This window comes from Sphingomonas natans (assembly GCF_030546695.1).
GTDB lineage: Bacteria > Pseudomonadota > Alphaproteobacteria > Sphingomonadales > Sphingomonadaceae > Sphingomonas_I > Sphingomonas_I natans.
The window spans coordinates 543,869-567,243 of record NZ_JAUOTP010000001.1 but is presented as its reverse complement, the minus strand read 5'-3'; the positions used below and the strand labels follow the sequence as shown (position 1 = coordinate 567,243).

The following is a 23,375-nucleotide window of genomic DNA, read 5'->3' as shown; positions in this document are numbered from 1 at the left end:
GAAGAAGGAGACGAATCATGCGTAAGACCAGCAAGGGCCTGATCGTGGCCACGGCGCTGATCGCGCTCGCCGCCTGTTCGAAGAAGCCGAAGCCGGCCGATCTTCCTCCGCCGCCGCAGTCCGAAGTGTCGCAGCCCATGCCGCCGTCGTCCAATGTCGGCAATACCGTGGTGCCCGGCTCGCGCGCTGATTTCCTCGCGCAGGCGGGCAGCGATACGGTGCTGTTCGCGACCGACAGCTATGATGTCGATAGCGAGGCGCAGTCGATCCTGACCGCGCAGATCGCCTGGCTGCGCAAGTTCCCGAACGTGCGCGCCACGATCGAGGGCCACTGCGACGAGCGCGGCACGCGCGAATATAATCTCGCGCTGGGCGACAAGCGCGCCAATGCGGCCAAGACCTTCCTGGTCAATGCCGGGATCGACGCGAGCCGCCTGACGGTGGTGAGCTACGGCAAGGAACGCCCGGTCGCGACCGGATCGGACGAAGCCAGCTGGGCGCAGAACCGCCGCGCCGTGACGGTCGTGCCGCAATAGGGGCATTACCGCTCATCCTGAAGTGGGACTGAGCTTGTCGAAGGCCCGTCTCGAAGGACGCTTACTATCGGCGCGGGTCCTTCGAGACGCCGTTTCGATTTTGCTCAATGGCTCCTCAGGATGAGCGGGCTCTCTTAGTCAGACTTCGACGCCCTGCAGCAGCTTGGGCAGCGCGCCGCTTTCGCCGCGCGCCTCGGCCATGAACATCCGCTTGAGCGGCGCGACGCGCTCCACCACATCCATGCCGAAGCGGCGCACCTCGCGCGCGGTCGGTCCGGGGATGCCGTAAAGGCGGGTGAGGCTATCGGTCGCGGCGGCGACGAGAAACGTGTCGAGCGCGCGCCAGCTCTGGTAGCGCGCGAGCAATTGCGCATCGCCCGTATCGAGCCCGAGGCGCAGGCCATCGACCAGCACCTCTGTCAGCGCGGCGACGTCGCGCAAGCCGAGATTGAGTCCCTGTCCTGCGATCGGGTGGATGCCGTGCGCGGCATCGCCGACCAAGGCGAGCCGCGTGTCGGTGATCCGCGCCGCATGGTGGAAGCCGAGCGCATAACTCGAACGCGGGCTCGCCGCGCGCAGTGCGCCCAGCATCCCGCCCATGCGCTTCTCCGCTTCGGCAAGGAAGGCGCGGTCGGGCAGGCCCATCATCGCCTCGGCATCTTTGCCCGCGACCGTCCAGACGATCGCCGAGCGATGCCCGTCGGCATCGTCGAGCATCGGCAGCAAAGCGAAGGGGCCGGACGGGTAGAAGAGTTCGTGCGCGATATTGCCATGCGGCATTTCGTGGCCGAGCGTGGCGATGATCGCGGCATGATCGTAGCGCCAGCGTGCGACCTCGATGCCCGCGGCCTCGCGCGTCGGCGAATGGCGGCCCTCGGCGGCGACGAGCAAGGGCGTGGTGATGATCGTGCCGTCGTCCAGCGTGACCGTGACCTTCGTCTCATCGCGGATCGTCGTCACCGGCCGTGCCGGGGCGAGGAGGGTGATGTGCTTCGCGTCCGCGACCGCCGCGTGCAGCGTCCGGCGCAGCAGCCGATTCTCGAACATGATGCCGAGCGGGCCTTCCTCGTCGCTCGTGTCGAACACCAGCGCGCGCGGGGTCAGGCCATCGGCGGCGCGGATCGCGCGTATCGGGCAGCCTTGGCCGGCGAGCCGCTCGCCCAGGCCGATCGCCTCGAGCATCTTCCACGAGGCGCTCGCGATCGCCGAGGCGCGCCCGTCGAAGCCCGCCACCTGGACGGTCGCGGGATCGACGGGATCGACGACGATGCTGGAGATTTCGTGCCGGTCGAGGGCAAGGGCCAGCGTCAGGCCGACCAGCCCTCCGCCGAGGATGATGACGTCCGCGCGGTTCATGGCATCTGCTTAGGCGCTCCCCTCAAGCCCGTCATCCTGAACTTGTTTCAGGATCCAAGGCCCGCCCTCACTGCCGCGACAAACGGTGAGGTCGGTTCATGGATGCTGAAACAAGTTCAGCATGACGGTCGGGGAAGACGTCACACATCCGGTGCTTCCGCCTGATCCTCCAGCCCTTCCTCCACGAATTGCTGGAGCAGCCAAGACGCCGCCGGCCCCGGCGGCGCGTCGCGGCGCCAGATGCCCGAGAAGCGATAGGTGCCGCCCGTATCGTCGGGGAGAGCGAGCCGGACGAGGGTGCCGGCCACGAGATCGGCCTCCACCATCGGCAGCGGCATGTTGCCCCAGCCTATCCCTTCGCGCAGCAGCTGATGCTTGGCGCCGAGATCGGCGAGCCGCCACGTGCGCGTGCTCGTGACGGCGAAGTCGCGGCCCTCGGTGAGCGGCGATCGATCGGTGAGGACGAGCTGGACATGGTCGCGCGTCGCACCGGACGGGATGGGGTGCATCTGGGACAGTGCATGATCGGGCGCGGCGACCGGGATCATCGCGACCGTCCCCGCCGCGATGCGCTCGATCTGGTCGCCCGAGGAGATCGGCCCGCTGATCCCGATCACGGCGCGGCCTTCGACCACATGTGCCGTCACCGCGCCCAGCGCGTCGACATGGAGGCGCAGCGCGACGGTTGGGAAGGCCACCTGGAAGCCGCGCAGCACGCGCCCCAGCCGATCGGACGGGAGCATGACATCCACGGCGAGATTGACCTCGGCCTCCAGACCTTCAAGCAGCCCCTTCACTTTGGCGCGCAGGCCATCGATGCCCTGCGCGACGGTCCGCGCCTCGGCCAGTACCGCGCGGCCCGCCACCGTAAGCTTCGGCCGGCGCGTCCCCTCGCGCTCGAACAAGGGCAGGCCCAGCTGCATCTCGAGATTGCCGATGCCGTAGCTGACGACCGACACCGCGCGGTTCATCCGGCGCGCGGCGGCGGCGAAGCTGCCCGTCTCGACGACCGCGAGGAACAGGCGGAGCTGATCGAAGGTGGGCGTGCCGGGGCCGGACATTTCTATTTCCTAGAATAAGCTCGCCGATATTATGCGGCTTATCCGCCAAGTTGCGCAAGCCTATCTCGGCTCCAACACGATAGGAGGTCGAGATGATCGCAGCCCAGCCCCAGCTCAGCCGCTCCGAATGGCAGGCGGTATCGATCGCGTTCAAGGACGTCGCGCAGTGCGGCTGCACCTCGAACCGCGAGCCGGGCAAGTTGCGCAAATTCTACGGCGTGCTGACCGGCAATCGGGCACCCCGCCCGCTGGCTGACCAAAGGCTGGAGGCGATCCGCAGCTTCGTCTGCTCCACGCGTCGCAGCCGCAAGCCGGCCGAGGCGCTGGTGCCGAGCTTACGCGATCAGGGCTTCAGCCCCGCGCAGGTCGATGCGCTCGCTCTCCTCTCGCTCTGAACCCAAACCCCGAAATCGGGAAAGGATCTGACATGATCGAAGTACGGCCCTTTGCGTCGCTCGGCGGCGAAAATCACGGTTGGCTAAATGCCAAGCACCATTTCTCCTTCGCGAACTATTATGATCCCAAGCGGACCAACTGGGGCAATCTGCGCGTCTGGAACGACGACGTGATCGCGCCGAACAGCGGCTTCCCCGCGCATCCGCATCGCGACATGGAAATCATTACCTATGTCCGCACCGGCGCGATCACGCACAAGGACAATCTCGGCAACCAGGGCCGCACCGGCGCGGGCGACGTGCAGGTGATGTCCGCCGGCACCGGCATAGCGCATGCCGAATATAATATGGAAGACGTGCCGACGACGTTGTTCCAGATCTGGATCCAGCCGACGCGCACCGGCGAGAAGCCGAGCTGGGGCGCCAAGCCCTTCCCCAAGGACGATCGCGCCGGCCAGTTCGTCGTGCTCGCCTCGGGCTTCGCGAACGACAATGACGCGCTGCCGATCCGCACCGACGCGCGCGTGGTCGCGGCGACGCTGAAGGCGGGTGAAACGGCCGAATATCATCTCGGCGCGGATCGCCGCGGCTATCTTGTGCCCGCCACGGGTGCGATCGAGATCGAGGGCCAGCGCGCCAATGCGCGCGACGGCGTCGCGATCACGGGGGTGGAGACGCTGCGCGTGACCGCGATCGAGGATAGCGAGATCGTGCTGGTCGACGCGGCGTAAGCGCCGCGTACCAATCTTGACCCGTTCGTCCTGAGCGAAGTCGAAGGACGTGCTACAAGCGAAGCACTTGCCAGCACGTACTTCGACAAGCTCAGTACGAACGGGGAATAGTGTCGCCTCTGGAGGCGAATGGAGAGACGAGATGACCCTGCGCACGCACGACATGCCCGGCATCGACGCGATCATCCTGCCGCCCGTCCGCGATCTGGGCGAGGGCTTCCAGGTTCGCCGCGCACTCCCGTCCGCGCATCGCCGGATGGTCGGCCCGTTCATCTTCTTCGACCAGATGGGCCCGGCCGCGTTCGGCGCGGGCCATGGCCTGGACGTGCGCCCGCATCCGCATATCGGCCTCGCGACCGTCACCTATCTGCTGGAGGGCGAGATCCTCCACCGCGACAGCCTCGGCGTCGTCCAGGCGATCCGGCCGGGCGAGGTCAACTGGATGACCGCGGGATCGGGTATCGTCCATTCCGAGCGGACGAGCCCCGAAATTCGCGAGGCGGGCGGCTCGCTCTACGGGCTGCAGACCTGGGTCGCTTTGCCCAAGGCGCATGAGGAGACCGCACCCGCTTTCTCGCACCACAAGGCGCATGAGATCCCGAAGAGCGAGGGCGACGGCGTCGCGCTGACGCTGATCGTCGGCACGAGTGACGGGCTGCGCTCGCCGGTGCCGAGCTTCTCCGACATCGTCTATGCCGACATCGTGCTGGCGGACGGCGCGCGCTACCGGCTCTCGGCCGAGCATCACGAGCGCGCCGTCTATGTCGTCTCGGGCGCGGTGACGGTCGAGGGGCAGGCGGGCGGTTTCGCCGCGGGCGAGCTCGTCGTGTTCAAGCCGGGTGCAGAGATGGTGCTGAAGGCGAGCGGCCCCGCGCGGCTGATGCTGGTCGGCGGAGAGGCCTTCCCCGAACCTCGCCAGATCTTCTGGAATTTCGTGTCGAGCTCAGGCGAGCGGATCGAGCAGGCCAAGGAAGATTGGCGCGAAGGGCGCTTCGCTGAGGTGCCGGGGGAGAGCGAGTTCATCCCGCTTCCCGAGGAGCAGAGGCCTGCGCCGGTCCGCTACCCGTAAGCTCAGGCGGTCTATAAAGCTTCGCGGTGCTCCGGCGAAGGCCGGAGCTTTGGAGACTGGCGGATACCGACGCCAACGCTCCGGCCTTCGCCGGAGCACACCTCATCCCTGCGATGGTGGATATTCAGCCTCAAGCCGCGTGCGCGGCGCGTTCCTCGGCGATCAGCGCGCGGGCGAAGGGGATGCATTGGCCGCACTGCGGCTTGCGACCGAACGCGGCATAAGCGGCGAGCGGATTCTGGCAACCGGAACGCGCCGCTTCGCGGACATCGCGTTCCTTCAGGGCATTGCACACGCAAACGACCATCGGCGACTCTCCTGTCGCGGATGGTCTAACGCTAGTGAGAACCACTCGCAACTGGAAAGTGCGAGGGAGGCGCGCTCGGTTGGTCGCAAGCGCGCGGGGCGGGCGGCCGAAGCCGCCCTGCCGGATTACTTGATCTTGGCTTCCTTGAAATCCACATGCTTGCGGACGACAGGATCATACTTCCGGAAGCTCATCTTCTCGGTCGTGTTGCGCGGATTCTTCTTGGTCACATAATAGAAGCCCGTGTCGGCAGTGCTGACGAGCTTGATCTTGACCGTGGTCGGCTTGGCCATGGGGCTATCCCGGATCTCTGGTGGGCGACCGAAGGCCGCCGGAAAAACAAAGAGCGGCCGGAGCCGCTCGCTTGCCCGCCCTCTGCCGCCGGGGCGCCGAAATGTCAAGGGAGCGGCTGCAACCGCGCCGTCTTAATCCATCGCTAAGTCCTCCTGTGCGAAGCAGGGTGTAACGGAGGCGTTTCATGGCGACGATGATCGATCAGCAATTGGGTTTTCGCGCCGCGCTCGGCCAGTTCGCGGCCGAACTGCCCCGCCTCAAGGGCCCGGACAAGATGCTCCTCGTCAACCAGCTCCGCCGCCTCGCCGTCGCCAACGAACTTCACTCGGCGGCAGAGGTCGTCGGCGGGATGGCCGATGCGATCGTCCGCGAGGAGGGCTCGGCGCTGCTCGGCCCCTGGCTCGCCGCGATCGACCAGGCCGCCGCCTGCGGGCCCGATGCGCGGGATGTCGCGCATCTGCTGCTCGCCACCGTCGGGGTCCGCTACGCGCACTGAGCCTGTTCGGCGCAGTCGATCAGCCTGAATGATTTTGTTGGGCATCCGTAATGGATCGCTTCGCGCATTTTTCCGTTAGGATGGCTGCACCAGCATCCTGAGGAGATTCCCGATGGCGGATACGCCTTCCAAGCTCGCGACCCCGACCGACCTCCAGACCAATGCGCTGCACGGCGTGGCCGAAGCGCTGAACGCCTCGCTTGCCGACGCTTATGCGCTGTATCTGAAGACCAAGAATTTCCACTGGCACGTCTCCGGCCCGCATTTCCGCGACTATCACCTGATGCTCGACGATCAGGCGACGCAGATCCTGGGCGTGACCGATGCGATCGCCGAGCGCGTTCGCAAGACCGGCGGCACGACTTTGCGCTCGATCGGCGACATCGCTCGCCGCCAGTCGATCAAGGACAATGATGCCGAGTTCGTGAGCGCCGATGCGATGCTCGCCGAACTGCGCGACGACAATCTGAAGCTCGTCGAGGGCTTCCGCGTCGTCAAGGAGCAGGCCGAGGAGGCCAAGGACAATGCCACGAGCGGCATCGTCGACGAGTGGACCGATCAGGCCGAAGAGCGCGCCTGGTTCCTGTTCGAGGCGAGCCGCAAGGCCTAAGAAAGAGCGCGGGCGGCGGCCTGGAACGGTGACTTTCGTGGATCGTTAGGCCCCCGAAAGGACATTCCATGCTCAAGCTCGCGCTTATCTTCCTCGTCGTCGGCCTGATCCTCGGGGCGATGGGGTTCGGCGGGATCGGCGGCGCCTTCGTCGGCATCGCCAAGATCCTGTTCTTCCTCGCCATCGCCCTGTTCGTGATCTTCCTGATCCTGGCGCTCGTCGCCGGCAAGGCGGTCACCTGACGGGATCGACATGACAATCGAGACAAGGGCGGCCTCAAAGGTCGCCCTTTCTTTTTCGGCAGATGATCCGCTCGTCCGTTCGCTTCGAGCGAAGATCGAGCTTGTCGAGATCGCAGTCGAGAAGTCAGCGCGGGAGTTCTCGACCGACGCTTCTCGACTTCGCTCGAAGCTGCTCGAACCAAACGGATCGGGGTGAGCCATGCGTGACTTTTCCCGCCTGCTCGATGGCCTCGTCTACACGCGATCGCGCAACGCCAAGCTGAAGCTGATCGCCGATTATCTGCGCGCGACGCCCGATCCCGATCGCGGCTGGGCGATGGCGGCGCTGACCGGCACGCTCGATCTGCCGCACGTGAAGGCGGCCGCGATCAAGGCCATCGTCGAGGAGCGCGTCGATCCCGTGCTGTTTGCGATGAGCCGCGATTTCGTCGGCGATCTCGCCGAGACGGTGTCGCTGCTCTGGCCCAAGCCGCCGGGGATGGTCGAAGAGATCGACAGCGGCGCGCTGCGTATCTCCGCGGTCGTCGAACGGCTGATGACGCTGGGCCGGGGAGAGGCGCCGCGCGCGCTCGCCGACATGCTCGACCAGCTCGACGCGTCGAGCCGCTACGCGCTGCTAAAGCTCGCGACGGGCGCGCTGCGCGTCGGCGTCTCGTCGCGGCTCGCCAAGACGGGGCTGGCGAGCGCGTTCGGGCTCGATGTCGATCAGGTCGAGGAGGTGTGGCACGGGCTCAAGCCGCCCTTCGCGCCGCTCTTCGCCTGGGGGGAGGGCACGGGAGCCCAGCCGACCTCGGCGGACGTGCCGGTCTTCCGCCCGTTCATGCTCGCGCATCCGCTCGAGGACGCGCGCGTCGATCTCGCCGATTTTGCGGCCGAGTGGAAATGGGACGGAATCCGCGTCCAGATCGTCTGCATCGGCGCCGAGACCCGGCTCTATAGCCGCGCCGGCGACGACATCACCGCGAGCTTCCCCGAAGTCGCCGCCGCCTTCCACGAGCCCGGCGTGCTCGATGGCGAATTGCTCGTGAAAGGCGCGCATCAGGGCGGCGAGGCGCTGGCGGAAGGCGAGGGCGCGGCGAGCTTCAACGCGCTCCAGCAGCGGCTCGGCCGCAAGACCGTCTCTCCGAAGGCGCTGGCCGACTACCCGGCCTTCGTCCGGCTCTACGACATCCTGTTCGACGGCGCCGAGGATCTGCGCGAGCGAGGCTGGACCGAGCGGCGCGCGCGGCTGGAGGCGCTCGTCGGTAAGCTCGATCCCGATCGCTTCGATCTTTCGGCGGTGATCGAGGCCAGGGATTTCGAGGCGCTGGAGGAAATCCGCGCCGGCGCGCGCGATGCCGCGATCGAGGGCGTGATGCTCAAGCGCCGCGACTCGCCATATGTCGCGGGCCGCCGCACGGGCCTGTGGTACAAGTGGAAGCGCGACCCGCTCACCGCCGACTGCGTCATCATGTATGCGCAGCGCGGCCACGGCCGGCGGTCCAGCTATTATTCGGATTATACGTTCGGCTGCTGGACCGAGGAGGGCGAGTTGCTGCCCGTCGGCAAGGCCTATTCGGGCATCACCGACGAGGAGCTGAAGATGCTCGACCGCTTCGTCCGCAATGCGACCGTCCAGCGCTTCGGCCCGGTGCGCGAGGTGGAGAAGAGCCTCGTGCTGGAGATCGCGTTCGATTCGATCCACGAATCGAAGCGCCACAAATCCGGCGTGGCGATGCGCTTCCCCCGCATCGCGCGCATCCGCACCGACAAGCCGGCGGCGGAGGCGGACACGATCGCGGGCCTCAAGCGGCTGATCGTCTGACCGGCTTCGTCAGCGCGCGAACTGCGCCAGATAATCGGCAAGGCCCTGCGGGTTCATGCTGCGCGCGTCCGAGAGTGCGGTCGTCTTGCCCGTATTGATCAGCTTGTCGCTCTTGGGATCGACGACGAGCAGCGCGGGCACGCCCTCGAGCCGCTTGGTGAAGCCGTAGCGCGCGGGCACGTCGAGATTCTTGTCGAAGCGGCCGACATCGACCGAGACCAGCTCATAATGTTTGCGCAGCCAGGTCTCGACCTCGGGCAATTCCATCGTGCCCGCGAGGATCCGGCAATCGAGGCACCAATTCCCACCCAGATCGATCAGCAGCAGCTTGCCCGACGCCTTCGCTTTCGCCCGCGCCTTGTCGACCGCGGCCATCGCCGGTGCGGTCTGGCTGTAGGGAAGGGGGAGCGGCTTCGCGAGCTGTTCGAAGCTCTGCGCGGCAACGCGCGGGGCGGGGACCGCTGCGGAGGCCGCGCCGGCGATCGCCAGGGCGATGAAAGGGGTCAGGATCTGGCGCATCGTCTCTTCTCCGGGGCGTTGCGCGGAGCAACGATCAGACAGGAGAGATAGATACGCGGCTGGCCCGATCGAAGAGAGGCTTTCTTGGGGACGCTAAAGATCGCGATGAGGGCCTCGCCTGCGATGACGAACGGTCATTCGGCCGGAGACAAAAGAAAAGGCCCGGCCGGCGCATTCGCCGACCGGGCCCATCTTCGAGCAGTATTTCGAACCCGCGATTACTCGCCGGGAACGAGGTTCACCGCTGCGTACTTGCCGCGACGATCGACTTCCAGTTCAAACTGGAGACGGTCGCCCTCGTTGAGCGTCGTCATGCCCGCACGCTCGACAGCCGAGATGTGGACAAACGCATCGGGCTGCCCGTCATCGCGCTGGATGAAGCCGAAGCCCTTCATCGCGTTGAAGAACTTGACCGTGCCGCCGGCCTTTTCGCCCGTCAGCTGACGCTGCGGACCACCCGCGGGCGCACCGCCTGCACCACCGGCCGGGGGCGGGGCACGCCCTTCGGTCACGGGCAGGATATCGCCGACAAGCTTGAGGTTGGTCGCGGAGACGCGGCCACCGCGATCGACGAGCGTGAATTCCAGCGTCTGGTTGTCGGCGAGACCGGAAAGACCAGCCTGCTCGACCGCCGAGATGTGCACGAACACGTCTTCGCCGCCATCATCGCGAACGATGAAGCCGAAGCCCTTCTGGCCGTTGAAGAACTTGACCGTGCCCTTGCCCTCGCCGATCATCTGCGCGGGCATGCCGCCGCCGGCGCCGCCACGGCCACCGCCGCTGAAGCCGCCGCCACCGCCGCTGCGGAAACCACCGCCGCCGCCGCCGCCGCCGCCGAAGCCGCCGCCACCGCCGAAGCGATCGCCGCCGCCACCGAAGCCGCCGCCGCCACCGAAGCGATCACCGCCGCCGCCATAGCCACGACCGCCGCCGCCGCCGAAATCGGACCCACCGAAGTTGTCCTCGCCAAAGCCGTCGCGCTTGTCCCTGCCACCGCGTTGGCCGCGCCGCCCTCTATCAAAACCCATGCCGCAATAATCTTTCCGTGTCAGTCGCCCCGAGCATCGAACCAGGCGCGACGGGCGAAGTCGTACCGGGCTGGTCAGCATAGTCTATGCCTAAGCTACGACATGCTTACAACAAATCCCGGCCCCTCGCGAGCGAATTCGGCCTTTTTCCCGCCATGATCGTGAACGGCGCTTCACGTTGGCTCATTTTGCCTCCGTCGGATGCCATTGAGCCGATCCCCGGACGCGCCTAAGGGCCGTGCATGACCGTATATTTCCATGAAGAAGACCTGCCCGCAAATGTGCTCGCCGCAGGGCCGATCGCGATCGATACCGAGACGATGGGGCTGCTGACCCCGCGTGATCGCCTGTGCGTTGTTCAGATTTCGGACGGGGGCGGGGACGAGCATCTCGTCCGCTTCTCGCCGGGCAGCGATTATGCCGCGCCGAACCTGCGGGCGGTGTTGTCCGATCCGAACCGGCTCAAACTCTATCATTTCGCGCGCTTCGATCTGGCGGCGATTCGCCACTATCTCGGCGTGGTCGCGGCGCCGGTTTATTGCACCAAGATCGCCTCGCGCCTGATCCGCACCTATACGGATCGTCACGGGCTGAAGGAGCTGGTGCGCGAGCTGCTCGGCCAGGATATCTCCAAGCAGCAGCAATCGTCCGATTGGGGCGCGCCCGAGCTGAGCGACGCACAGAAGGATTATGCCGCGTCCGACGTGCGCTTCCTTCACCAGCTGCGCGAGAAACTGAACGAGCGCCTCGTCCGCGAGGGCCGGATGGAGCTCGCCCAGGCCTGCTTCGATTTCCTGCCCGCCCGCGCCGATCTCGATCTCGCGGGTTGGCCGGAGATCGATATCTTCGCGCACATGTGACCGAGGCCATGTCGCTCCTCGCCAGCGAACGCCGTGCGCAACGCCGGGATTGGGCGATCGCGGGCGGGCGTCACGATGTGCAGATGGCGATCCTACGCGTCGCTCTGCCCGCGGCGGTCGGCATCATCGCCGCCTTCCTCGCGCTTGCGCCATTGACGGTCGGTCGCGACATCAGCTTCGTCTTGTCCAAGAAGGGCGTCGATGTCGCGCCGGAGCGGATGCGCGTCAGCCACGCCGTCTATCGCGGGCGCGATGGCAAGAATCAGCCCTTCATCCTGACCGCCGCTTCGGCCGTCCAGCAATCCTCGCGCGATCCGATCCTGCGGCTGCAGACGCTGCACGCGCGGATCGGCCTAACCGACGGGCCGGCCGACGTGACGGCCCCGCGCGGCCGCTACGACATGAACACCGATCGCATCGCGGTGGACGGCCCGGTGCGCTACGATGGCGCGGGCGGCTACCGCGTCGATACGCGCGACGTGCTCGTCGACATGCGCACGCGCCTGCTCAAGAGCCGCGGGCCGGTCGACGGCAAGATGCCGCTCGGGACGTTCGCGGCTGACCGGATGCAGGCCAATATGGAGACCAAGGTCGTCGATCTCGTCGGCCACGCGCGCTTGCATATCGTCCAGCGGCAGGCCAGAGGCGCGCGATGATCAGGGGGCTTCTTCTCGTCGCGTCGCCATTGCTGGCGACTGCCGCTGCCGCGCAGGGCGTGTCCCTGCTGCGCGGGCATGACAGCAACGCGCCGGTGGACGTCACGTCCGATCGGATCGAGGTGCAGGACCGCGCCGATCGCGCGATCTTCGTCGGCAATGTCCATACCGTGCAAGGCGATCTGACGATGGATGCGGCGCGGATGACCGTCGCTTATGCCAAGGGCACTGGCCCCAATGCGGATCCGCAGATCCAGCGCATCGATGCGTCGGGCGGGGTGACCGTCGTCAGCCCGAGCGAGCGCGCCAAGGGCTCGTTCGGCATCTATGATCTTAATCGGCGCATCATCACGCTGATCGGCGGCGTCTCGCTGGTGCGCGCAGGCAATACCGTTAACGGCGCGCGGCTCGTGATCGATCTCAACAGCGGGCGATCGACCGTGGACGGCAGCGCCGTCGGCGGCGGCGTGACCGGCGCGAAGGGCGGCCGCGTTACCGGCCGCTTCACCGTCCCACAGCGCACGCAGGCGGCGCCGACACCGGCGCCAACGAAGTAAGCCCGAGTCAGCCCATCCAGGCGGGCGGCTCGCCCGGCGGATCATCCCATCGCGCGACGGCAGCCTTTCTGTCCCGCACCGTCGGCAACAAGCCGTTCTTCAGTAAGCTGCGCGCATCGCGCTCGACGATCGCATGCTGCTTCGCGCTGCCGATCATTCGCCGTGCCATCAGCAGCCCGTGCCCGGCGAGCCACGCCGCCGACGCTGCCACGGCGCGCCCGCGCGATCCCGTCAGCGCCAGGAAGCGCCGGCGCGACGCATACCAGTAAGCCGGCAGCTTCGGCCGCAGCGCGGTCGGGCGCGATCCGTTGACCCCGGTCGCGGCGCCGCCGACATGGACGATGCGGCTCGCCGGCTCGTGCCGGATCGACCAGCCCGCACGGCGCATTCGCCACATCAGCTCGACCTCCTCGAAATAGAGGAAGAAGCCGGTGTCGAAGAGCCCCGAGCCGCGCAGCGCCGCGGCACGCATCATCACGCTCGCGCCCGTCGCCCATTCCACCTCATCGGCCGCCTCGCCGAAGGAAACCAGCCTGCCCTTCGCGAACAGGCGCTCGAGGATCGCCATGCGCCCCCCGCGGATCAGCTCGCGGCGCACCGAAGGGAAGGCGAAGGCCGATCCCGAGGGTGATCCGTCCGGCTCCAGCAGCAGGCTCCCGACCGCGCCGCAGCGCGCATTCCGGTCCAGCACGTCGGCAAGCCGCGAGACCGCGCCCGTCTCGATCCGGGTATCGGGGTTGAGCAGGTGGATATAATCGGGTGGATCGTGGCCCTGTAGCAGCCGCTGGATCGCCTGGTTGTTGGCCCAGCCGAAGCCGCCGTTGAGCGGCAGCGCGAGCAATTGGACCCACTCGGCGAGCGAAGATCCGTGCAGCGCCGCCGCCAGTGTCTCGGACGATCCGTCGCCGGAGCCGCCATCGACGAGGATCGCGCGCAGACCCGGCTCGGCGGCGCGCTCGCCCGCAACCGAGGCCAGCGCCGCGAGCGCGAGCTCGGGCGTCCGGTAATTAACCATCACGATCGCGATCGATCGCGCCACGATCAGCGGCCCGCGCGGATCGTCGCGGGCACGCCGAGCGCAAAAGCGCCCGGGGGCACGTCGCTCAGGACGACCGCGTTGGCGCCGATCTTCGCGCCCTTGCCGAGATGGACCCGTCCGAGCACGACCGCGCCCGCGCCGAGCTCCACGCCCTCGTGCAGGATCGGCGCGTCGGCCAGCGCATCCATCCGCTTTATGCCGAGCGTGCAATTCTGGCGCAGGATGCAGCGGTCGCCGATCACCGTCGCGCCATGCACGACGATCCCGCCCTGATGCTCGATCACGACATGCCGGCCGACGACGACCGAATAAGGCAGCTCGATCCCGTAGATGTTGCGGCAGCGGCGGAAGAGGTGGCGATAGAGGATCGAGAGCGGCGCGCGCAGCGGCTGGGGCACTCCCATCCGCCACACGCCGAAGCGGTGGACGGCGAGCGCGCGGAAGCCCGGACGCGTCCAGTCCCGCCCGTTGGCGCGCCAGTCCTCGGCGATCAGCGCGAACAGGCCGGGACGATCGCTCATGCCCGCGTCGTGTCCTTATATTCGATCAGCACCGCCTTGCGCCCGGACCGGCGCTCGCGGTGAAAGGCGACGAAGCCGGCGAACTCGGGGATCTTGCCGATCATGAGCAGCACCGCGCTGGCGCGCGCGAGGCGGGGCGGGAGCCCTTCGGCCAGCCGGCGCCGGTAGATCCGGGCGATATTGACGAGGAACAAAGCGATGCACGCCGCGGTGATCAGCAGGAAGACCGGCCTGAACAGCCCGCCGACGATCCCGAGCATGGCGAGCGCCGGGATCAGTCCGCCCCAGATCACATCGCGCCAGACGCTCGCGCTCCAGTTAGGCCAGGTGCTCCTCGGGTGCCGCCAGGCGAGCTCGGCGAAGGCATGGCCCGCGCGCTTGGTGCGCCGCCACCATTGGCCGAAGCGCATGATCGCCGCATCGTGCAGCGTCATCTCGCCCTCGATCCGTGCGAGCCGCCAGCCGGCCGCGCGCAGCCGCATCGACATGTCGGGCTCCTCGCCCGCGATCATGTCTTCCGGATAGCCGCCGACCGCACGATAGGCCACCTCGCGGATCAGGATATCGCCGCCGCACGCGCCGACTTCGCCGACGGGCACGTCCCACTCGTCGTCGCACAGCGCATTATAGACCGATGCCTCGGGATGGCGCTCCCGCCGCCGTCCGAAGACGAGCGCGAGGCTGGGATCCGCCTCGAGCGCGGCCATCCCCTTCGCGATCCAGCCGGGCTGCATTTCGCAATCGCCATCGATGAACTGGAGGAATTGGGGTTCTTGGACGAACGACGCGCCGGCATTGCGCGCGCGCGCCGCCGTGAAATGCGGCACGTCGATCTGGATGACTTTGGCGCCCAGCGCGTGCGCGAAATCCTGGCTGCCGTCGCTCGATCCCGAATCGACATAGACGACCGGCCCTTCGCCGATGACCGAGCGTAGGCACGCCTTGAGCCGCTCGCCCTCGTTTCGGCCGATCACGACGATGGCGAGCTTCGGGCGTATCAGCCGACGCATGCGGTATATCCGCCGCGCCGCACCGGCCCGAGCCGGCGCGTGATGCGGTCGCCATATTTGCGGACGAAGCCATGCGGCGCGATCGCGTCGCGCTTCTTGGGGAGCGGCAGGATTGCGGCGATGCGCGCGGCCTCGGTCGGGCTCAGCCGGCTCGCATCATGATGAAAATAGCGCATCGCCCCGGCATTGGCGCCGTAGGTGCCGAGCCCCGTCTCAGCGACGTTGAGATAGACTTCCATGATCCGCTGCTTGCCCCAGATCAGTTCGATCAGCCCAGTGAACCACGTCTCGAGGCCCTTGCGAAGCCACGAACGCCCCTGCCACAGGAACGCATTCTTCGCAGTCTGCTGGCTGATCGTCGAGCCGCCACGATAGCGCTTGCCCGCCTCGTTGCCCGAATAGGCCTTGCGGATCGCGGTGAAGTCGAAGCCGTGATGCGAGCAGAAATTGCCGTCCTCGGCGGCGATGGCGGCGCGCGCCATGTTCGGATCCATCCGCGACAGCGGCATCCAGTCCTTCGAGATCGATCGCCCGCCGACGACGTCGCCGATCATGGTCAGCGTGATCGGTGGCGGCACGAAGCGATAGACGATCACCCACAGGATCGATCCGCCGACAAAGATCAGGATCGCGCGCACCAGCCAGCGGAAAAGCGGGCGGGGCAAAGAGCGGGAGGTCGTCGATTTTCGCTTCGCGCTGGCGGCCATGACGCCGATCTAGTCGAAGCAGGCCGCGAGCGGAACAGGCTAGCAATGTGTCCGTTTGATTGCCCGAACGAAAAGGGGCGGGGCATGATGCGGATCTGGGCGATAGCGGCGACGATGCTGGCGGCGGCACCCGCGACGGCGGCGGACCTGCGCGATCTGTGCACCGATCGGCCCGGCCTCGGCACGCCCGCCTGCACGGTGGACGCCGGCCATTTGCAGATCGAGACGGGTCTCGCCGACTGGACGCACGACAGCAATGCCGACAGCCGCACCGACACGTTCCTGCTCGGCAACATGCTCGGCCGCTTCGGCGTGGGCCCGACGACCGAAGTCCGCCTCGGCTGGAGCGCTTATGGCCGCGAGCGCGAGCGCGACAAGATGAGCGGCGACATCGAGACCGCGCACCGGACGGGCGACATCACGCTCGGCCTCAAGCAGAACCTCGCAAACCCGGACGGCGAGGGCTTCTCGCTCGCGGTGCTGCCGTCGGTGTCGATCCCCGTCGGCCGCCAGCCGATTGGCGCGGGCACCTGGAGCGCGAGCCTGCTCGTGCCCGTCTCGTTCGAGATCAATCCCGATCTCCACCTCCAGTTCACGCCCGAGGCGGATGCGGCGGCGAACGAGAGCGGCAATGGCCGCCATCTGGCGGTGGGCAGCACGGCCGGCGTCGATTTCGGCCTGACCAAGCAGCTCGATCTCGAGCTCGAAGTGCAGGCGATCCGCGACCGCGATCCCTCGGGGCACGCGACGACAACGCTGGCATCGGCCTCCTTCGCCTACAAGATCGGCGACAATCTCCAGTTCGATGTCGGCGGCGTCGCCGGGCTCAACCGATCGAGCCCCGATATCGAGGCCTATTGGGGCGTGGTCCGCCGCTTCTGAGGGCGCTGCTCAGACGACGAGCATCACCAGCGCCATCACGACCATCATCACATTCTCGGTCAGCGACAGGAAGCCGAGCGGCACATTGCTGTCGCCGCCGACGCACGCGCATTTGAGGTCGCGTTTGTCGACATAGACCGCCTTGATGACCGAGACCGCGCCGATCGTGCCGATGAAGAGCGCGATCGGGATCGAGAGCCAGCGCAGCGCGCCTGCGATCATCAGCAACCCCGCCAGCGCCTCGCCGAAGGGGTAGAGATAGGCATAAGGCAGCCATCGCCGCGCGAGCAGGTCATAGCCCAGGAACATGCTCGAGAAGCTCTCGATATCGCGCAGCTTCAGGATCGCGAGCACGCACATGCTGAACGCGATGAACCATTGGAAGACGATCCCCGGCACGATCGCGCCGAACGCCCCATAGCTCGCAGCCAACGCCATCAATGCCGTCACCGCGAACACCGCGATCACCGGCCGATGAGTCACCGCCCTGGGATCGCGGACCTTCTTGCCTAGATAGCGGCGCAGATCGTCATTGCCGCCGATACGCTCCCCGTCGATGAAGATCTGCGGCGTCGAGGTCACGCCCTGCGCGGCCTTGAACGCGTCGGTCTCCTCGCGCGTCCGGAAGGTGTGATCCTCGACCGCAAAGCCCTGACTCTTGAGCAGATGCAGCGCCTTGCGCCCGTGCGGGCAGACCGACTTTCCGATCGTCATCCGATAGATTGTCGCCTGCTTGGCTGTGGTCGTCACCATCGTCTTCACCCTGTCGGTCTTTGCCGGGCCGCCGTATAGCCGCCGTACCACGGTACGGAGTCAAGCAGGATGGAGCTCACGATCGGCGCGCTCGCGCAGACCGGCGGGGTCGGGGTCGAGACGATACGCTTCTACCAAAGACGCGGGCTGATGCGCGTGCCCGAGCGCGCCGGCGCGATCCGTCGCTATGCGGAAGCCGATCTGCGCCGGCTGCGCTTCATCCGACAGGCGCAGGCGGCGGGATTCACGTTGGAAGCTATCGGCGAACTTCTCGCACTCGATGCGAGCCACGACCGCGCGAAGGCGCGCGCGCTGACTCTGGAGCGCATCGCCGAACTGGACGCGAAGATCGCGTTGCTAACCGAAGCGCGCACGTCGCTCGCCAGGCTTGCACACGAATGCGGCGCCTCGGCAAAGGGACCATGCCCGATCATCGAGGCGTTCGAAAGCTAGATAGAGCGGCGACCGATCGGCCTCACCGCCCCAGCGCATGCACGAGCCGCAGTCCGATCGTGTTGATGCCGGGATTCTGTTTCCCGAACAGCTGCGCGTGGCTGAAATGCTCGAACGCCGCCTCGATCGCCCAGCGCGTGTCGAGCCGCACGCCGAGCGACAGGCTCGGGTTGAACAGGACGCGCGAGCCGAACGACGTCCGGCGCGAATAGAGCCGGTATCGCCGCGCGGCCTCGGCATCCGACAGGCCGGGGGCGAAGGGATCGGGCGTCATGCGATAGCCGTCGTGGATCGTCAGCCCGATGCCCGTCTGCGCATAGACCCTGTCGTTCAGCAGATGCTGCCGCCATTCCGCGCCGAGGCTGGCGAAGCTCGTCCGTCCCGCCGTGTTGAGCTGCAGGCGCGCGGTCAGGCGCGGCTTGAGCGCTACCGTCAGCGGCGCGCTGCGATAGACGAACTGGAGATCGGCCGTGTGGCGCTCCTCCTCGCCTTCATAGATGAAGCCGGGCGGCGGCGCGCTCCGGAATGGCTTTCGAATGCCGTGGTCGAGCCAGCCGATCGCGATCTCGGCGCCCGGACGCAGGGGCTCGCTCTGAGCCCGTGCCGGAAACGGCACGCACGCCACGATTATGACGAAACTGCCACTCACCCTGTCCATCCCCGATCCCCCTTCGCGCAATGGCTGTCGTCCAGCCGCGATGATTGATGTAAAAAGGCGGATTATTATCGTCAAACAGAAAGAATATGATGTTGGACACATATTCGCTGTCCCCGCGCCGTGCGCGGATCGTGCGTCTCGCGGCCGCTCTGTTCCTTTTGGTCGGGCTGGTCAGCCTGGTCGGGACGGCCGTCTCGATGGCCCGGCCCGCTTTGTCCGTGCGGTGCGGCGCGGCGGGATGCACCGGCCGGACGCCGCTCATCGATCTCGCGCCCGAAGACGCCCGCCCGGCGCTCGCCGCGTCCCGAACGGCGCAGGCGGCGTTCGCGCATCATGTGGCGCGGCCGATCGTGCGCGCAGGGCTGGCCGCGACGCAATTGATCCGCGGCCTGCCGTTCGCGGCGCTCATGCTGGCGGTCGGCCTCGCGCTGCGGCGGCTGGCGGCGCGCGTCGGTGACGATCTGGCGCAAGCTCTGCCCTGGCTGCGCCGTGCCGCGCTGGCGGCGTTGGTCGCGGCGATCGCGCCGCCGGTCACCGACAGCCTGAGCGCGATGATCCTGTTTCCGGGCACGCCATCGGGGGCGATGTGGTATCTGGAGGTCGATTTCCTGCGGCTCGCCTGCGATCTGCTGCTCGCGCTCGCGGCGGTCGCGGTCGCCTGGGCGATCGATGCCGGCGGCCGGGCCGAGCGCGACGTGGCCAGCTTCGTCTGATGCCGGTGATCGTCAATCTCGATGTGGTGTTGGCGCAGCGCAAGATACGCTCGAACGAACTGGCCAAGGCGATCGGGATCACCGAATCGAACCTGTCGCTGCTCAAGTCCGGCAAGGTGAAGGGCGTCCGCTTCGCGACGATCGCGGCGATCTGCCGCTATCTCGATTGCACGCCGGGCGACATACTCGGCTATGTCCCATCGGACGAGGACCTGACGATCGAGGAGTGAGACGGGGAGGGGCGGCGCTCGTGCGTCAGCTGCCGCACGCTGGACAAGGGCGAGCTACGGCAGCCGCCCCCTTATGAAAAATGGACCCTATCCGTCATGCGCCAGCAGCCATGTCATCGCGGCGGTCTCGGAGACGAAGAAGCCAATGATCTCGCCAAAGCTATGCGTGCGCCGCATCTGCATCTTCACGAGACTGGATTCGACGGTGATCGCGACCCGGTCGTCCGGGCGATAGATCTGCTCGAACGACTGCATGACGATCGCCTGGTTTTCCACCGTATGCGGCTGGAGCTTGAGCGCGTCGATCAGCACCCGGATCGGCCGGCCCGCCGCCCTGCGCCGGGTGACGAACTCCGCATTGTCGGCGAAATGGCGGAGCAAGGTCTCGCGATCGAAGAAACCTGCGACGACCATCCGCACGACGCGTTCATGCTCTTCTTCGTGAATCGCGTAAGTCGGCGGCAGTACAACTGGAACAGGATTGCTGAGCATGACGATGCGCTAGGCGGGCGCAGTTAACGATCGCTCAAATGGCGAGGAAGCCACCGCCGACTATATTGCGCAATACCCTATACTTTAGTCGAATGACCCGTCAGGGCCTATTGCGTTTGGCGTCACGCTGGCAGCCGCCGTCACCCCCGCCGGAGCGGGAGTGACGGCGCATCATCATGCCATCGCGGGCAGCAATCGCTTCTCGCCGGCGATCCGCATCATCGCCTTCTGGAGCTTGTCGAACGCGCGCACCTCGATCTGGCGGACGCGCTCGCGGCTCACGCCATAGACCTGGCTGAGCTCTTCCAGCGTCTTGGGATCGTCGGCCAGCCGGCGCTCGGCGAGGATATGCTTCTCGCGATCGTTGAGGCTATCCATCGCCTCGGTCAGCATGTCGTGGCGGACGTCCTTCTCCTGGCTGTCGGCCAGGCGCTCGTCCTGCAGCGGATCGGTGTCGACCAGCCAATCCTGCCACTGGCCCTCGCCATCCTCGCGCATCGGCACGTTGAGCGACGTGTCGCCGCCCATCGCCATCCGGCGATTCATCGAGTGGACCTCGTCCTCGGTCACGCCGAGGTCGGTCGCGATCTTGGCGACGTGGACGGCGTTGAGATCGCCTTCCTCGAACGCGTCGAGCTGGCTCTTCATCCGGCGGAGGTTGAAAAAGAGCTTCTTCTGCGCCGCGGTCGTGCCCATCTTCACGAGGCTCCACGAACGCAGGATATATTCCTGGATCGAGGCGCGGATCCACCACATCGCATAGGTGGCGAGGCGGAAGCCGCGATCGGGCTCGAACTTCTTCACGCCCTGCATCAGGCCGATATTGCCTTCGCTGATCAGCTCGGCGGTGGGCAGACCGTAGCCGCGATAGCCCATGGCGATCTTCGCCACGAGTCGCAGGTGGCTGGTAACGAGCTTCGCCGCCGCCTCGGTGTCGCCATGCTCCTGGAAGCGCTTGGCGAGCATATACTCCTCCTCCGGCTGGAGGAGCGGAAACTTCCGGATCTCGGATAGATAGCGATTGAGACCCGCCTCGCCGCCGAGCGCCGGGATGGTCGCGGGGGTGGAGGACTTGATGGCCATGTTCGTAGATCTCCCTGGGCAGTGCGCCCCGGAGGCGGCCTGCCAGGCCTCCCCCGTCTGTTGATCACCCTAGCAGAAGACGTCTGAATAGATCCTGCATGTCTGCGGGAATACTACTTTCGAACGCCATAGTTTCGCTTGTCACGGGATGGATGAAGCCGAGGCGTGCCGCATGCAACGCCTGCCTCTCGAAACCCAAACTCGCCAGCAGCTTGCGCTGTTCCCGGCTCGGCTGGCCATAGAATTGGTCGCCGAGCAGCGAATGGCCGATCGATGCCATGTGGACGCGCACCTGGTGCGTCCGGCCCGTCTCCAGCCGACACTCGACGAGGCTCGCCCCGTCGAGCGTCTCGATCGTGTCGTAATGCGTGACCGCGCGCTTGCCGTCGCGGACGATCGCCATCTTCTTGCGATCATGGGGGCTGCGCCCGAGCGGCGCATCGACCTTCCCCTTGGCCGGGCGCGGCCGGCCCGAGACGATCGCCTTGTAGCGCCGGTCGATCGAGTGGTCGGCGAATTGCTTGGCGAGCCCCGCATGCGCGCGATCGGTCTTGGCGGCGACGATCAGCCCCGACGTATCCTTGTCGATCCGGTGGACGATGCCCGGCCGCTCGACCCCGCCGATGCCCGAGAGCGAGCCCCGGCAATGGTGGAGCAAAGCATTCACCAATGTCCCGTCCAGATTGCCGCAGGCCGGGTGAACGACCAGCCCGGCAGGCTTGTCAACGACGATCAGATGCTCGTCCTCGAAGGCGATGACGAGCGGGATGTCCTGCGCCGCGTTGTGCGTCGGCGCGGGATCGGGGACGGTGACCACATAGGCGTCGCCCGCCTTCACCTTGATCGCCGGATCGCGGACAAGCGTCTCGTCGCGCGTCACGCTGCCCGACGAAATCAGCGCCTTCAGCCGCTCACGCGACAGCGTCGGGATAAGCACCGCCAGCGTCCGGTCCAGACGCCAGCCAGCGGCCTCATCCGGCACGCTCGCAAATTTGGTCGATACCCCCGCATCCATCCGGTCTCGGATATGGGAGGGAGGGGGCGATTTTCAAGATCGGCGGCGGGGCGACTGGCGACTGCCTTCGTCCTGGATCGCCTTGCGAATTTCACGCCGGGACGGCCGGCTCGACACGTTTCCCGATCGCGATTAGCAGGTCGCGCGGTGACCTTCATCAGCCGCCAGTGCCTCGATCGCCTGATCGCGCTCGCCGCGGCATCGCCGTCGCGCGAGATATGCGGTCTGCTCTTCGGCACGGAGGATCGGATCGACGCCGTCGTGCCGACCGCCAATGTCGCCGTCCGCCCCGAGGACATGTTCGAGATCGATCCAGCCGCGCTCATCGCCGCGCATCGCGCCGAGCGGGCAGGGGGGGCGCGCCTCGTCGGCCATTATCACTCGCACCCCTCGGGCTCGCTCTTGCCCTCGTCGCGCGACATGGTCGCCGCGGAGCCGGGTCGGCTCTGGCTGATCCTCGCGCGAGGCGAGGCGGGTCTGTGGCAGGCCGGGCCGCACGGCTTCGCGCCGCTTCCGCTGTCGATCGCGTAGGGCCAAGGTTGCGCTCCGCCGCGACAACCGTCAGAAGCCGCGTTTTGCCGCTCGGCAACCGGGGATTGGAATGTCCATGCAGGATGTATCGGTCGAATTTGCGAGCCTGCTCTGCTCGCGCCTGTGCCACGATCTGCTGAGCCCTGTCGGGGCGCTCAACAACGGGCTCGAGTTGCTCCAGGACGAGCAGGATCCCGAGATGCGCGCTCAGTGCATGGAGTTGCTCGCCGACAGCGCACGCGCGTCCGCGGACAAGCTCAAATTCTTCCGCTTGGCCTTCGGCGCGGCGGGCGGATATGGCGACGATATCGATGCGCGCGAGGCGAAGGCCGCGCTGGAGGGCATCGTCCGCGGCAACAAGCGCGTCCATTTCGGCTGGCTCGTCGATCAGTCGAACCTGTCGCGCGGCGCGACGCGCATCCTGCTCAATCTCGCTCTGATCGCGCTCGATGCGCTCGTGCGCGGCGGGCGGCTCGATGTCGGCGTCGAGGCGGACGAGGTCGTCATCCGCGCCGAGGGGCCGCGGCTCGTGATCGATGCGGAGATCCGCGCACTGCTGGAAGGGGAGGATGTCGGCGATGCGATGTCGTCGCGTACGGCCGGCGCATTGCTGATCCGCGAACTCGCGCGGCGCGAAGGGCGTTCGCTGCGTTTTTCGGAGGAAGACGGCATTCTCCTGTTCGGCGTCACCGCCCCGGCCGTCATGGCGCCTGCTTAAGCCTCTTTTTACCATCTCCTGCGATGAGCAGCCCGCGCATCGAGGCGTG

At 66.9% G+C, this 23,375-nt stretch carries 32 protein-coding genes; 17 read left to right on the top strand and 15 right to left on the bottom strand.

The features are described 5' to 3' along the window. Positions 1-17: 17 nt before the first annotated feature. The gene (pal, locus tag Q4F19_RS02725; RefSeq protein WP_303539598.1) at positions 18-536 is read left to right on the top strand and encodes a peptidoglycan-associated lipoprotein Pal; all 519 of its coding nucleotides are present in this window, start codon (positions 18-20) and stop codon (positions 534-536) included. A gap of 138 nt (positions 537-674) precedes the next feature. On the opposite strand, the gene Q4F19_RS02720 is transcribed toward pal, so the two are convergent. Beyond that, a complete protein-coding gene (locus Q4F19_RS02720) occupies positions 675-1,892 on the bottom strand; it encodes a UbiH/UbiF/VisC/COQ6 family ubiquinone biosynthesis hydroxylase (protein WP_303539597.1) in 1,218 nt (405 codons plus the stop codon). A gap of 140 nt (positions 1,893-2,032) precedes the next feature. After that, a complete protein-coding gene (locus Q4F19_RS02715; RefSeq protein WP_303539596.1) occupies positions 2,033-2,953 on the bottom strand; it encodes a LysR family transcriptional regulator in 921 nt (306 codons plus the stop codon). 92 nt (positions 2,954-3,045) lie between these two features. Here Q4F19_RS02715 and Q4F19_RS02710 point away from each other — a divergent pair, with 92 nt between their 5' ends. The 3 genes from Q4F19_RS02710 (at position 3,046) to Q4F19_RS02700 (ending at position 5,148) form a co-directional block, all read left to right on the top strand. After that, a complete protein-coding gene (locus Q4F19_RS02710; protein ID WP_303539595.1) occupies positions 3,046-3,348 on the top strand; it encodes a hypothetical protein in 303 nt (100 codons plus the stop codon). A gap of 32 nt (positions 3,349-3,380) precedes the next feature. Beyond that, positions 3,381-4,079, top strand: a complete 699-nt coding sequence (locus Q4F19_RS02705) for a pirin family protein (protein ID WP_303539594.1) — start codon at positions 3,381-3,383, stop codon at positions 4,077-4,079. Positions 4,080-4,221: 142 nt separating this feature from the next. Then, entirely contained in the window at positions 4,222-5,148 is a 927-nt protein-coding gene (locus Q4F19_RS02700; protein ID WP_303539593.1) for a pirin family protein, read from the top strand. 130 nt (positions 5,149-5,278) lie between these two features. Here the strand turns inward: Q4F19_RS02700 and Q4F19_RS02695 are convergent, their stop codons facing one another. Further along, on the bottom strand, positions 5,279-5,455 hold the full coding sequence (locus Q4F19_RS02695) for a (2Fe-2S)-binding protein (protein ID WP_303539592.1): 177 nt from the start codon (positions 5,453-5,455) through the stop codon (positions 5,279-5,281). Positions 5,456-5,580: 125 nt separating this feature from the next. Next, positions 5,581-5,748 (bottom strand): 50S ribosomal protein L33, encoded by a 168-nt coding sequence (rpmG, locus tag Q4F19_RS02690; protein ID WP_303539591.1) that lies wholly within the window; start codon positions 5,746-5,748, stop codon positions 5,581-5,583. A gap of 185 nt (positions 5,749-5,933) precedes the next feature. Here rpmG and Q4F19_RS02685 point away from each other — a divergent pair, with 185 nt between their 5' ends. The 4 genes from Q4F19_RS02685 to Q4F19_RS02670 all read left to right on the top strand — a co-directional run bounded on the left by Q4F19_RS02685 (position 5,934) and on the right by Q4F19_RS02670 (position 8,901). After that, entirely contained in the window at positions 5,934-6,245 is a 312-nt protein-coding gene (locus tag Q4F19_RS02685) for a hypothetical protein (protein ID WP_303539590.1), read from the top strand. A gap of 112 nt (positions 6,246-6,357) precedes the next feature. Then, the gene (locus Q4F19_RS02680; RefSeq protein WP_303539589.1) at positions 6,358-6,855 is read left to right on the top strand and encodes a Dps family protein; all 498 of its coding nucleotides are present in this window, start codon (positions 6,358-6,360) and stop codon (positions 6,853-6,855) included. A 68-nt stretch (positions 6,856-6,923) separates the two neighbouring features. Next, a complete protein-coding gene (locus Q4F19_RS02675) occupies positions 6,924-7,097 on the top strand; it encodes a DUF1328 family protein (RefSeq protein ID WP_303539588.1) in 174 nt (57 codons plus the stop codon). A gap of 199 nt (positions 7,098-7,296) precedes the next feature. Then, the gene (locus tag Q4F19_RS02670) at positions 7,297-8,901 is read left to right on the top strand and encodes a cisplatin damage response ATP-dependent DNA ligase (protein WP_303539587.1); all 1,605 of its coding nucleotides are present in this window, start codon (positions 7,297-7,299) and stop codon (positions 8,899-8,901) included. 9 nt (positions 8,902-8,910) lie between these two features. Here the strand turns inward: Q4F19_RS02670 and Q4F19_RS02665 are convergent, their stop codons facing one another. Continuing rightward, positions 8,911-9,420: a thioredoxin family protein gene (locus tag Q4F19_RS02665; RefSeq protein ID WP_303539586.1), complete on the bottom strand. Its 510-nt coding sequence runs from the start codon at positions 9,418-9,420 to the stop codon at positions 8,911-8,913. A gap of 218 nt (positions 9,421-9,638) precedes the next feature. Continuing rightward, positions 9,639-10,448, bottom strand: a complete 810-nt coding sequence (locus Q4F19_RS02660) for a cold-shock protein (RefSeq protein WP_303539585.1) — start codon at positions 10,446-10,448, stop codon at positions 9,639-9,641. Between the two features lie 242 nt (positions 10,449-10,690). Here Q4F19_RS02660 and Q4F19_RS02655 point away from each other — a divergent pair, with 242 nt between their 5' ends. Genes Q4F19_RS02655 through Q4F19_RS02645 form a run of 3 tightly spaced genes read left to right on the top strand, consistent with a single transcriptional unit; the run spans position 10,691 to position 12,521 of the window. Continuing rightward, a complete protein-coding gene (locus Q4F19_RS02655) occupies positions 10,691-11,308 on the top strand; it encodes a ribonuclease D (RefSeq protein ID WP_303539584.1) in 618 nt (205 codons plus the stop codon). An 8-nt stretch (positions 11,309-11,316) separates the two neighbouring features. Continuing rightward, positions 11,317-11,964, top strand: a complete 648-nt coding sequence (gene lptC, locus Q4F19_RS02650; RefSeq protein ID WP_431312358.1) for an LPS export ABC transporter periplasmic protein LptC — start codon at positions 11,317-11,319, stop codon at positions 11,962-11,964. After that, complete coding sequence (locus Q4F19_RS02645; protein ID WP_303539582.1) at positions 11,961-12,521, top strand: LptA/OstA family protein; 561 nt, start codon at positions 11,961-11,963, stop codon at positions 12,519-12,521. Before lptC ends, Q4F19_RS02645 begins: the two co-directional genes overlap by 4 nt. A gap of 7 nt (positions 12,522-12,528) precedes the next feature. Here Q4F19_RS02645 and Q4F19_RS02640 read toward each other — a convergent pair whose 3' ends face one another. Genes Q4F19_RS02640 through mtgA form a run of 4 tightly spaced genes read right to left on the bottom strand, consistent with a single transcriptional unit; the run spans position 12,529 to position 15,798 of the window. After that, entirely contained in the window at positions 12,529-13,560 is a 1,032-nt protein-coding gene (locus Q4F19_RS02640) for a glycosyltransferase (RefSeq protein ID WP_303539581.1), read from the bottom strand. 2 nt (positions 13,561-13,562) lie between these two features. Then, complete coding sequence (locus tag Q4F19_RS02635; RefSeq protein WP_303539580.1) at positions 13,563-14,081, bottom strand: serine O-acetyltransferase; 519 nt, start codon at positions 14,079-14,081, stop codon at positions 13,563-13,565. Continuing rightward, complete coding sequence (locus Q4F19_RS02630; protein WP_303539579.1) at positions 14,078-15,091, bottom strand: glycosyltransferase family 2 protein; 1,014 nt, start codon at positions 15,089-15,091, stop codon at positions 14,078-14,080. Before Q4F19_RS02630 ends, Q4F19_RS02635 begins: the two co-directional genes overlap by 4 nt. Next, the gene (mtgA, locus tag Q4F19_RS02625; RefSeq protein ID WP_303539578.1) at positions 15,079-15,798 is read right to left on the bottom strand and encodes a monofunctional biosynthetic peptidoglycan transglycosylase; all 720 of its coding nucleotides are present in this window, start codon (positions 15,796-15,798) and stop codon (positions 15,079-15,081) included. Before mtgA ends, Q4F19_RS02630 begins: the two co-directional genes overlap by 13 nt. A gap of 84 nt (positions 15,799-15,882) precedes the next feature. Between mtgA and Q4F19_RS02620 the strand changes: the two genes are divergently transcribed. Next, positions 15,883-16,680: a transporter gene (locus tag Q4F19_RS02620; protein ID WP_303539577.1), complete on the top strand. Its 798-nt coding sequence runs from the start codon at positions 15,883-15,885 to the stop codon at positions 16,678-16,680. Between the two features lie 9 nt (positions 16,681-16,689). Here the strand turns inward: Q4F19_RS02620 and Q4F19_RS02615 are convergent, their stop codons facing one another. Beyond that, the gene (locus tag Q4F19_RS02615) at positions 16,690-17,433 is read right to left on the bottom strand and encodes a glutaredoxin (protein ID WP_303539576.1); all 744 of its coding nucleotides are present in this window, start codon (positions 17,431-17,433) and stop codon (positions 16,690-16,692) included. 69 nt (positions 17,434-17,502) lie between these two features. Here Q4F19_RS02615 and Q4F19_RS02610 point away from each other — a divergent pair, with 69 nt between their 5' ends. Continuing rightward, the gene (locus Q4F19_RS02610; RefSeq protein ID WP_303539575.1) at positions 17,503-17,886 is read left to right on the top strand and encodes a MerR family transcriptional regulator; all 384 of its coding nucleotides are present in this window, start codon (positions 17,503-17,505) and stop codon (positions 17,884-17,886) included. Between the two features lie 22 nt (positions 17,887-17,908). Here Q4F19_RS02610 and Q4F19_RS02605 read toward each other — a convergent pair whose 3' ends face one another. Next, a complete protein-coding gene (locus Q4F19_RS02605) occupies positions 17,909-18,544 on the bottom strand; it encodes an acyloxyacyl hydrolase (RefSeq protein ID WP_303539574.1) in 636 nt (211 codons plus the stop codon). Positions 18,545-18,630: 86 nt separating this feature from the next. Here Q4F19_RS02605 and Q4F19_RS02600 point away from each other — a divergent pair, with 86 nt between their 5' ends. Then, complete coding sequence (locus tag Q4F19_RS02600) at positions 18,631-19,257, top strand: hypothetical protein (RefSeq protein ID WP_303539573.1); 627 nt, start codon at positions 18,631-18,633, stop codon at positions 19,255-19,257. Next, positions 19,257-19,487: a helix-turn-helix domain-containing protein gene (locus tag Q4F19_RS02595; RefSeq protein ID WP_303539572.1), complete on the top strand. Its 231-nt coding sequence runs from the start codon at positions 19,257-19,259 to the stop codon at positions 19,485-19,487. Before Q4F19_RS02600 ends, Q4F19_RS02595 begins: the two co-directional genes overlap by 1 nt. An 87-nt stretch (positions 19,488-19,574) precedes the next feature. On the opposite strand, the gene Q4F19_RS02590 is transcribed toward Q4F19_RS02595, so the two are convergent. The 3 genes from Q4F19_RS02590 to Q4F19_RS02580 all read right to left on the bottom strand — a co-directional run bounded on the left by Q4F19_RS02590 (position 19,575) and on the right by Q4F19_RS02580 (position 22,077). Next, the gene (locus Q4F19_RS02590; protein ID WP_303539571.1) at positions 19,575-19,979 is read right to left on the bottom strand and encodes a hypothetical protein; all 405 of its coding nucleotides are present in this window, start codon (positions 19,977-19,979) and stop codon (positions 19,575-19,577) included. A 174-nt stretch (positions 19,980-20,153) separates the two neighbouring features. Further along, on the bottom strand, positions 20,154-21,062 hold the full coding sequence (gene rpoH, locus Q4F19_RS02585; protein ID WP_303539570.1) for an RNA polymerase sigma factor RpoH: 909 nt from the start codon (positions 21,060-21,062) through the stop codon (positions 20,154-20,156). 64 nt (positions 21,063-21,126) lie between these two features. Further along, a complete protein-coding gene (locus tag Q4F19_RS02580) occupies positions 21,127-22,077 on the bottom strand; it encodes an RluA family pseudouridine synthase (protein ID WP_303539569.1) in 951 nt (316 codons plus the stop codon). A 147-nt stretch (positions 22,078-22,224) separates the two neighbouring features. Between Q4F19_RS02580 and Q4F19_RS02575 the strand changes: the two genes are divergently transcribed. Both Q4F19_RS02575 and Q4F19_RS02570 read left to right on the top strand, forming a co-directional pair. Beyond that, on the top strand, positions 22,225-22,608 hold the full coding sequence (locus Q4F19_RS02575) for a M67 family metallopeptidase (protein WP_303539568.1): 384 nt from the start codon (positions 22,225-22,227) through the stop codon (positions 22,606-22,608). Between the two features lie 76 nt (positions 22,609-22,684). Beyond that, positions 22,685-23,326: a histidine phosphotransferase family protein gene (locus tag Q4F19_RS02570; protein WP_303539567.1), complete on the top strand. Its 642-nt coding sequence runs from the start codon at positions 22,685-22,687 to the stop codon at positions 23,324-23,326. Positions 23,327-23,375: the final 49 nt, after the last annotated feature.

Bases quoted from the DNA above. Each gene is read 5' to 3' on its own strand.
- Q4F19_RS02660 (WP_303539585.1), bottom strand. From the start codon at position 10,448: ATGGGTTTTGATAGAGGGCGGCGCGGCCAACGCGGTGGCAGGGACAAG.
- Q4F19_RS02680 (WP_303539589.1), top strand. From the start codon at position 6,358: ATGGCGGATACGCCTTCCAAGCTCGCGACCCCGACCGACCTCCAGACC.
- Q4F19_RS02695 (WP_303539592.1), bottom strand. From the start codon at position 5,455: ATGGTCGTTTGCGTGTGCAATGCCCTGAAGGAACGCGATGTCCGCGAA.
- Q4F19_RS02605 (WP_303539574.1), bottom strand. From the start codon at position 18,544: ATGGACAGGGTGAGTGGCAGTTTCGTCATAATCGTGGCGTGCGTGCCG.
- Q4F19_RS02675 (WP_303539588.1), top strand. From the start codon at position 6,924: ATGCTCAAGCTCGCGCTTATCTTCCTCGTCGTCGGCCTGATCCTCGGG.
- Q4F19_RS02715 (WP_303539596.1), bottom strand. From the start codon at position 2,953: ATGTCCGGCCCCGGCACGCCCACCTTCGATCAGCTCCGCCTGTTCCTC.
- Q4F19_RS02570 (WP_303539567.1), top strand. From the start codon at position 22,685: ATGCAGGATGTATCGGTCGAATTTGCGAGCCTGCTCTGCTCGCGCCTG.
- Q4F19_RS02720 (WP_303539597.1), bottom strand. From the start codon at position 1,892: ATGAACCGCGCGGACGTCATCATCCTCGGCGGAGGGCTGGTCGGCCTG.
- Q4F19_RS02705 (WP_303539594.1), top strand. From the start codon at position 3,381: ATGATCGAAGTACGGCCCTTTGCGTCGCTCGGCGGCGAAAATCACGGT.
- Q4F19_RS02600 (WP_303539573.1), top strand. From the start codon at position 18,631: ATGATGTTGGACACATATTCGCTGTCCCCGCGCCGTGCGCGGATCGTG.
- Q4F19_RS02630 (WP_303539579.1), bottom strand. From the start codon at position 15,091: ATGCGTCGGCTGATACGCCCGAAGCTCGCCATCGTCGTGATCGGCCGA.
- Q4F19_RS02700 (WP_303539593.1), top strand. From the start codon at position 4,222: ATGACCCTGCGCACGCACGACATGCCCGGCATCGACGCGATCATCCTG.
- Q4F19_RS02610 (WP_303539575.1), top strand. From the start codon at position 17,503: ATGGAGCTCACGATCGGCGCGCTCGCGCAGACCGGCGGGGTCGGGGTC.
- rpmG (WP_303539591.1), bottom strand. From the start codon at position 5,748: ATGGCCAAGCCGACCACGGTCAAGATCAAGCTCGTCAGCACTGCCGAC.
- Q4F19_RS02590 (WP_303539571.1), bottom strand. From the start codon at position 19,979: ATGCTCAGCAATCCTGTTCCAGTTGTACTGCCGCCGACTTACGCGATT.
- Q4F19_RS02670 (WP_303539587.1), top strand. From the start codon at position 7,297: ATGCGTGACTTTTCCCGCCTGCTCGATGGCCTCGTCTACACGCGATCG.
- Q4F19_RS02655 (WP_303539584.1), top strand. From the start codon at position 10,691: ATGACCGTATATTTCCATGAAGAAGACCTGCCCGCAAATGTGCTCGCC.
- Q4F19_RS02645 (WP_303539582.1), top strand. From the start codon at position 11,961: ATGATCAGGGGGCTTCTTCTCGTCGCGTCGCCATTGCTGGCGACTGCC.
- mtgA (WP_303539578.1), bottom strand. From the start codon at position 15,798: ATGGCCGCCAGCGCGAAGCGAAAATCGACGACCTCCCGCTCTTTGCCC.
- Q4F19_RS02665 (WP_303539586.1), bottom strand. From the start codon at position 9,420: ATGCGCCAGATCCTGACCCCTTTCATCGCCCTGGCGATCGCCGGCGCG.
- Q4F19_RS02635 (WP_303539580.1), bottom strand. From the start codon at position 14,081: ATGAGCGATCGTCCCGGCCTGTTCGCGCTGATCGCCGAGGACTGGCGC.
- Q4F19_RS02595 (WP_303539572.1), top strand. From the start codon at position 19,257: ATGCCGGTGATCGTCAATCTCGATGTGGTGTTGGCGCAGCGCAAGATA.
- Q4F19_RS02580 (WP_303539569.1), bottom strand. From the start codon at position 22,077: ATGGATGCGGGGGTATCGACCAAATTTGCGAGCGTGCCGGATGAGGCC.
- Q4F19_RS02620 (WP_303539577.1), top strand. From the start codon at position 15,883: ATGATGCGGATCTGGGCGATAGCGGCGACGATGCTGGCGGCGGCACCC.
- Q4F19_RS02710 (WP_303539595.1), top strand. From the start codon at position 3,046: ATGATCGCAGCCCAGCCCCAGCTCAGCCGCTCCGAATGGCAGGCGGTA.
- rpoH (WP_303539570.1), bottom strand. From the start codon at position 21,062: ATGGCCATCAAGTCCTCCACCCCCGCGACCATCCCGGCGCTCGGCGGC.
- lptC (WP_431312358.1), top strand. From the start codon at position 11,317: ATGTCGCTCCTCGCCAGCGAACGCCGTGCGCAACGCCGGGATTGGGCG.
- pal (WP_303539598.1), top strand. From the start codon at position 18: ATGCGTAAGACCAGCAAGGGCCTGATCGTGGCCACGGCGCTGATCGCG.
- Q4F19_RS02615 (WP_303539576.1), bottom strand. From the start codon at position 17,433: ATGGTGACGACCACAGCCAAGCAGGCGACAATCTATCGGATGACGATC.
- Q4F19_RS02685 (WP_303539590.1), top strand. From the start codon at position 5,934: ATGGCGACGATGATCGATCAGCAATTGGGTTTTCGCGCCGCGCTCGGC.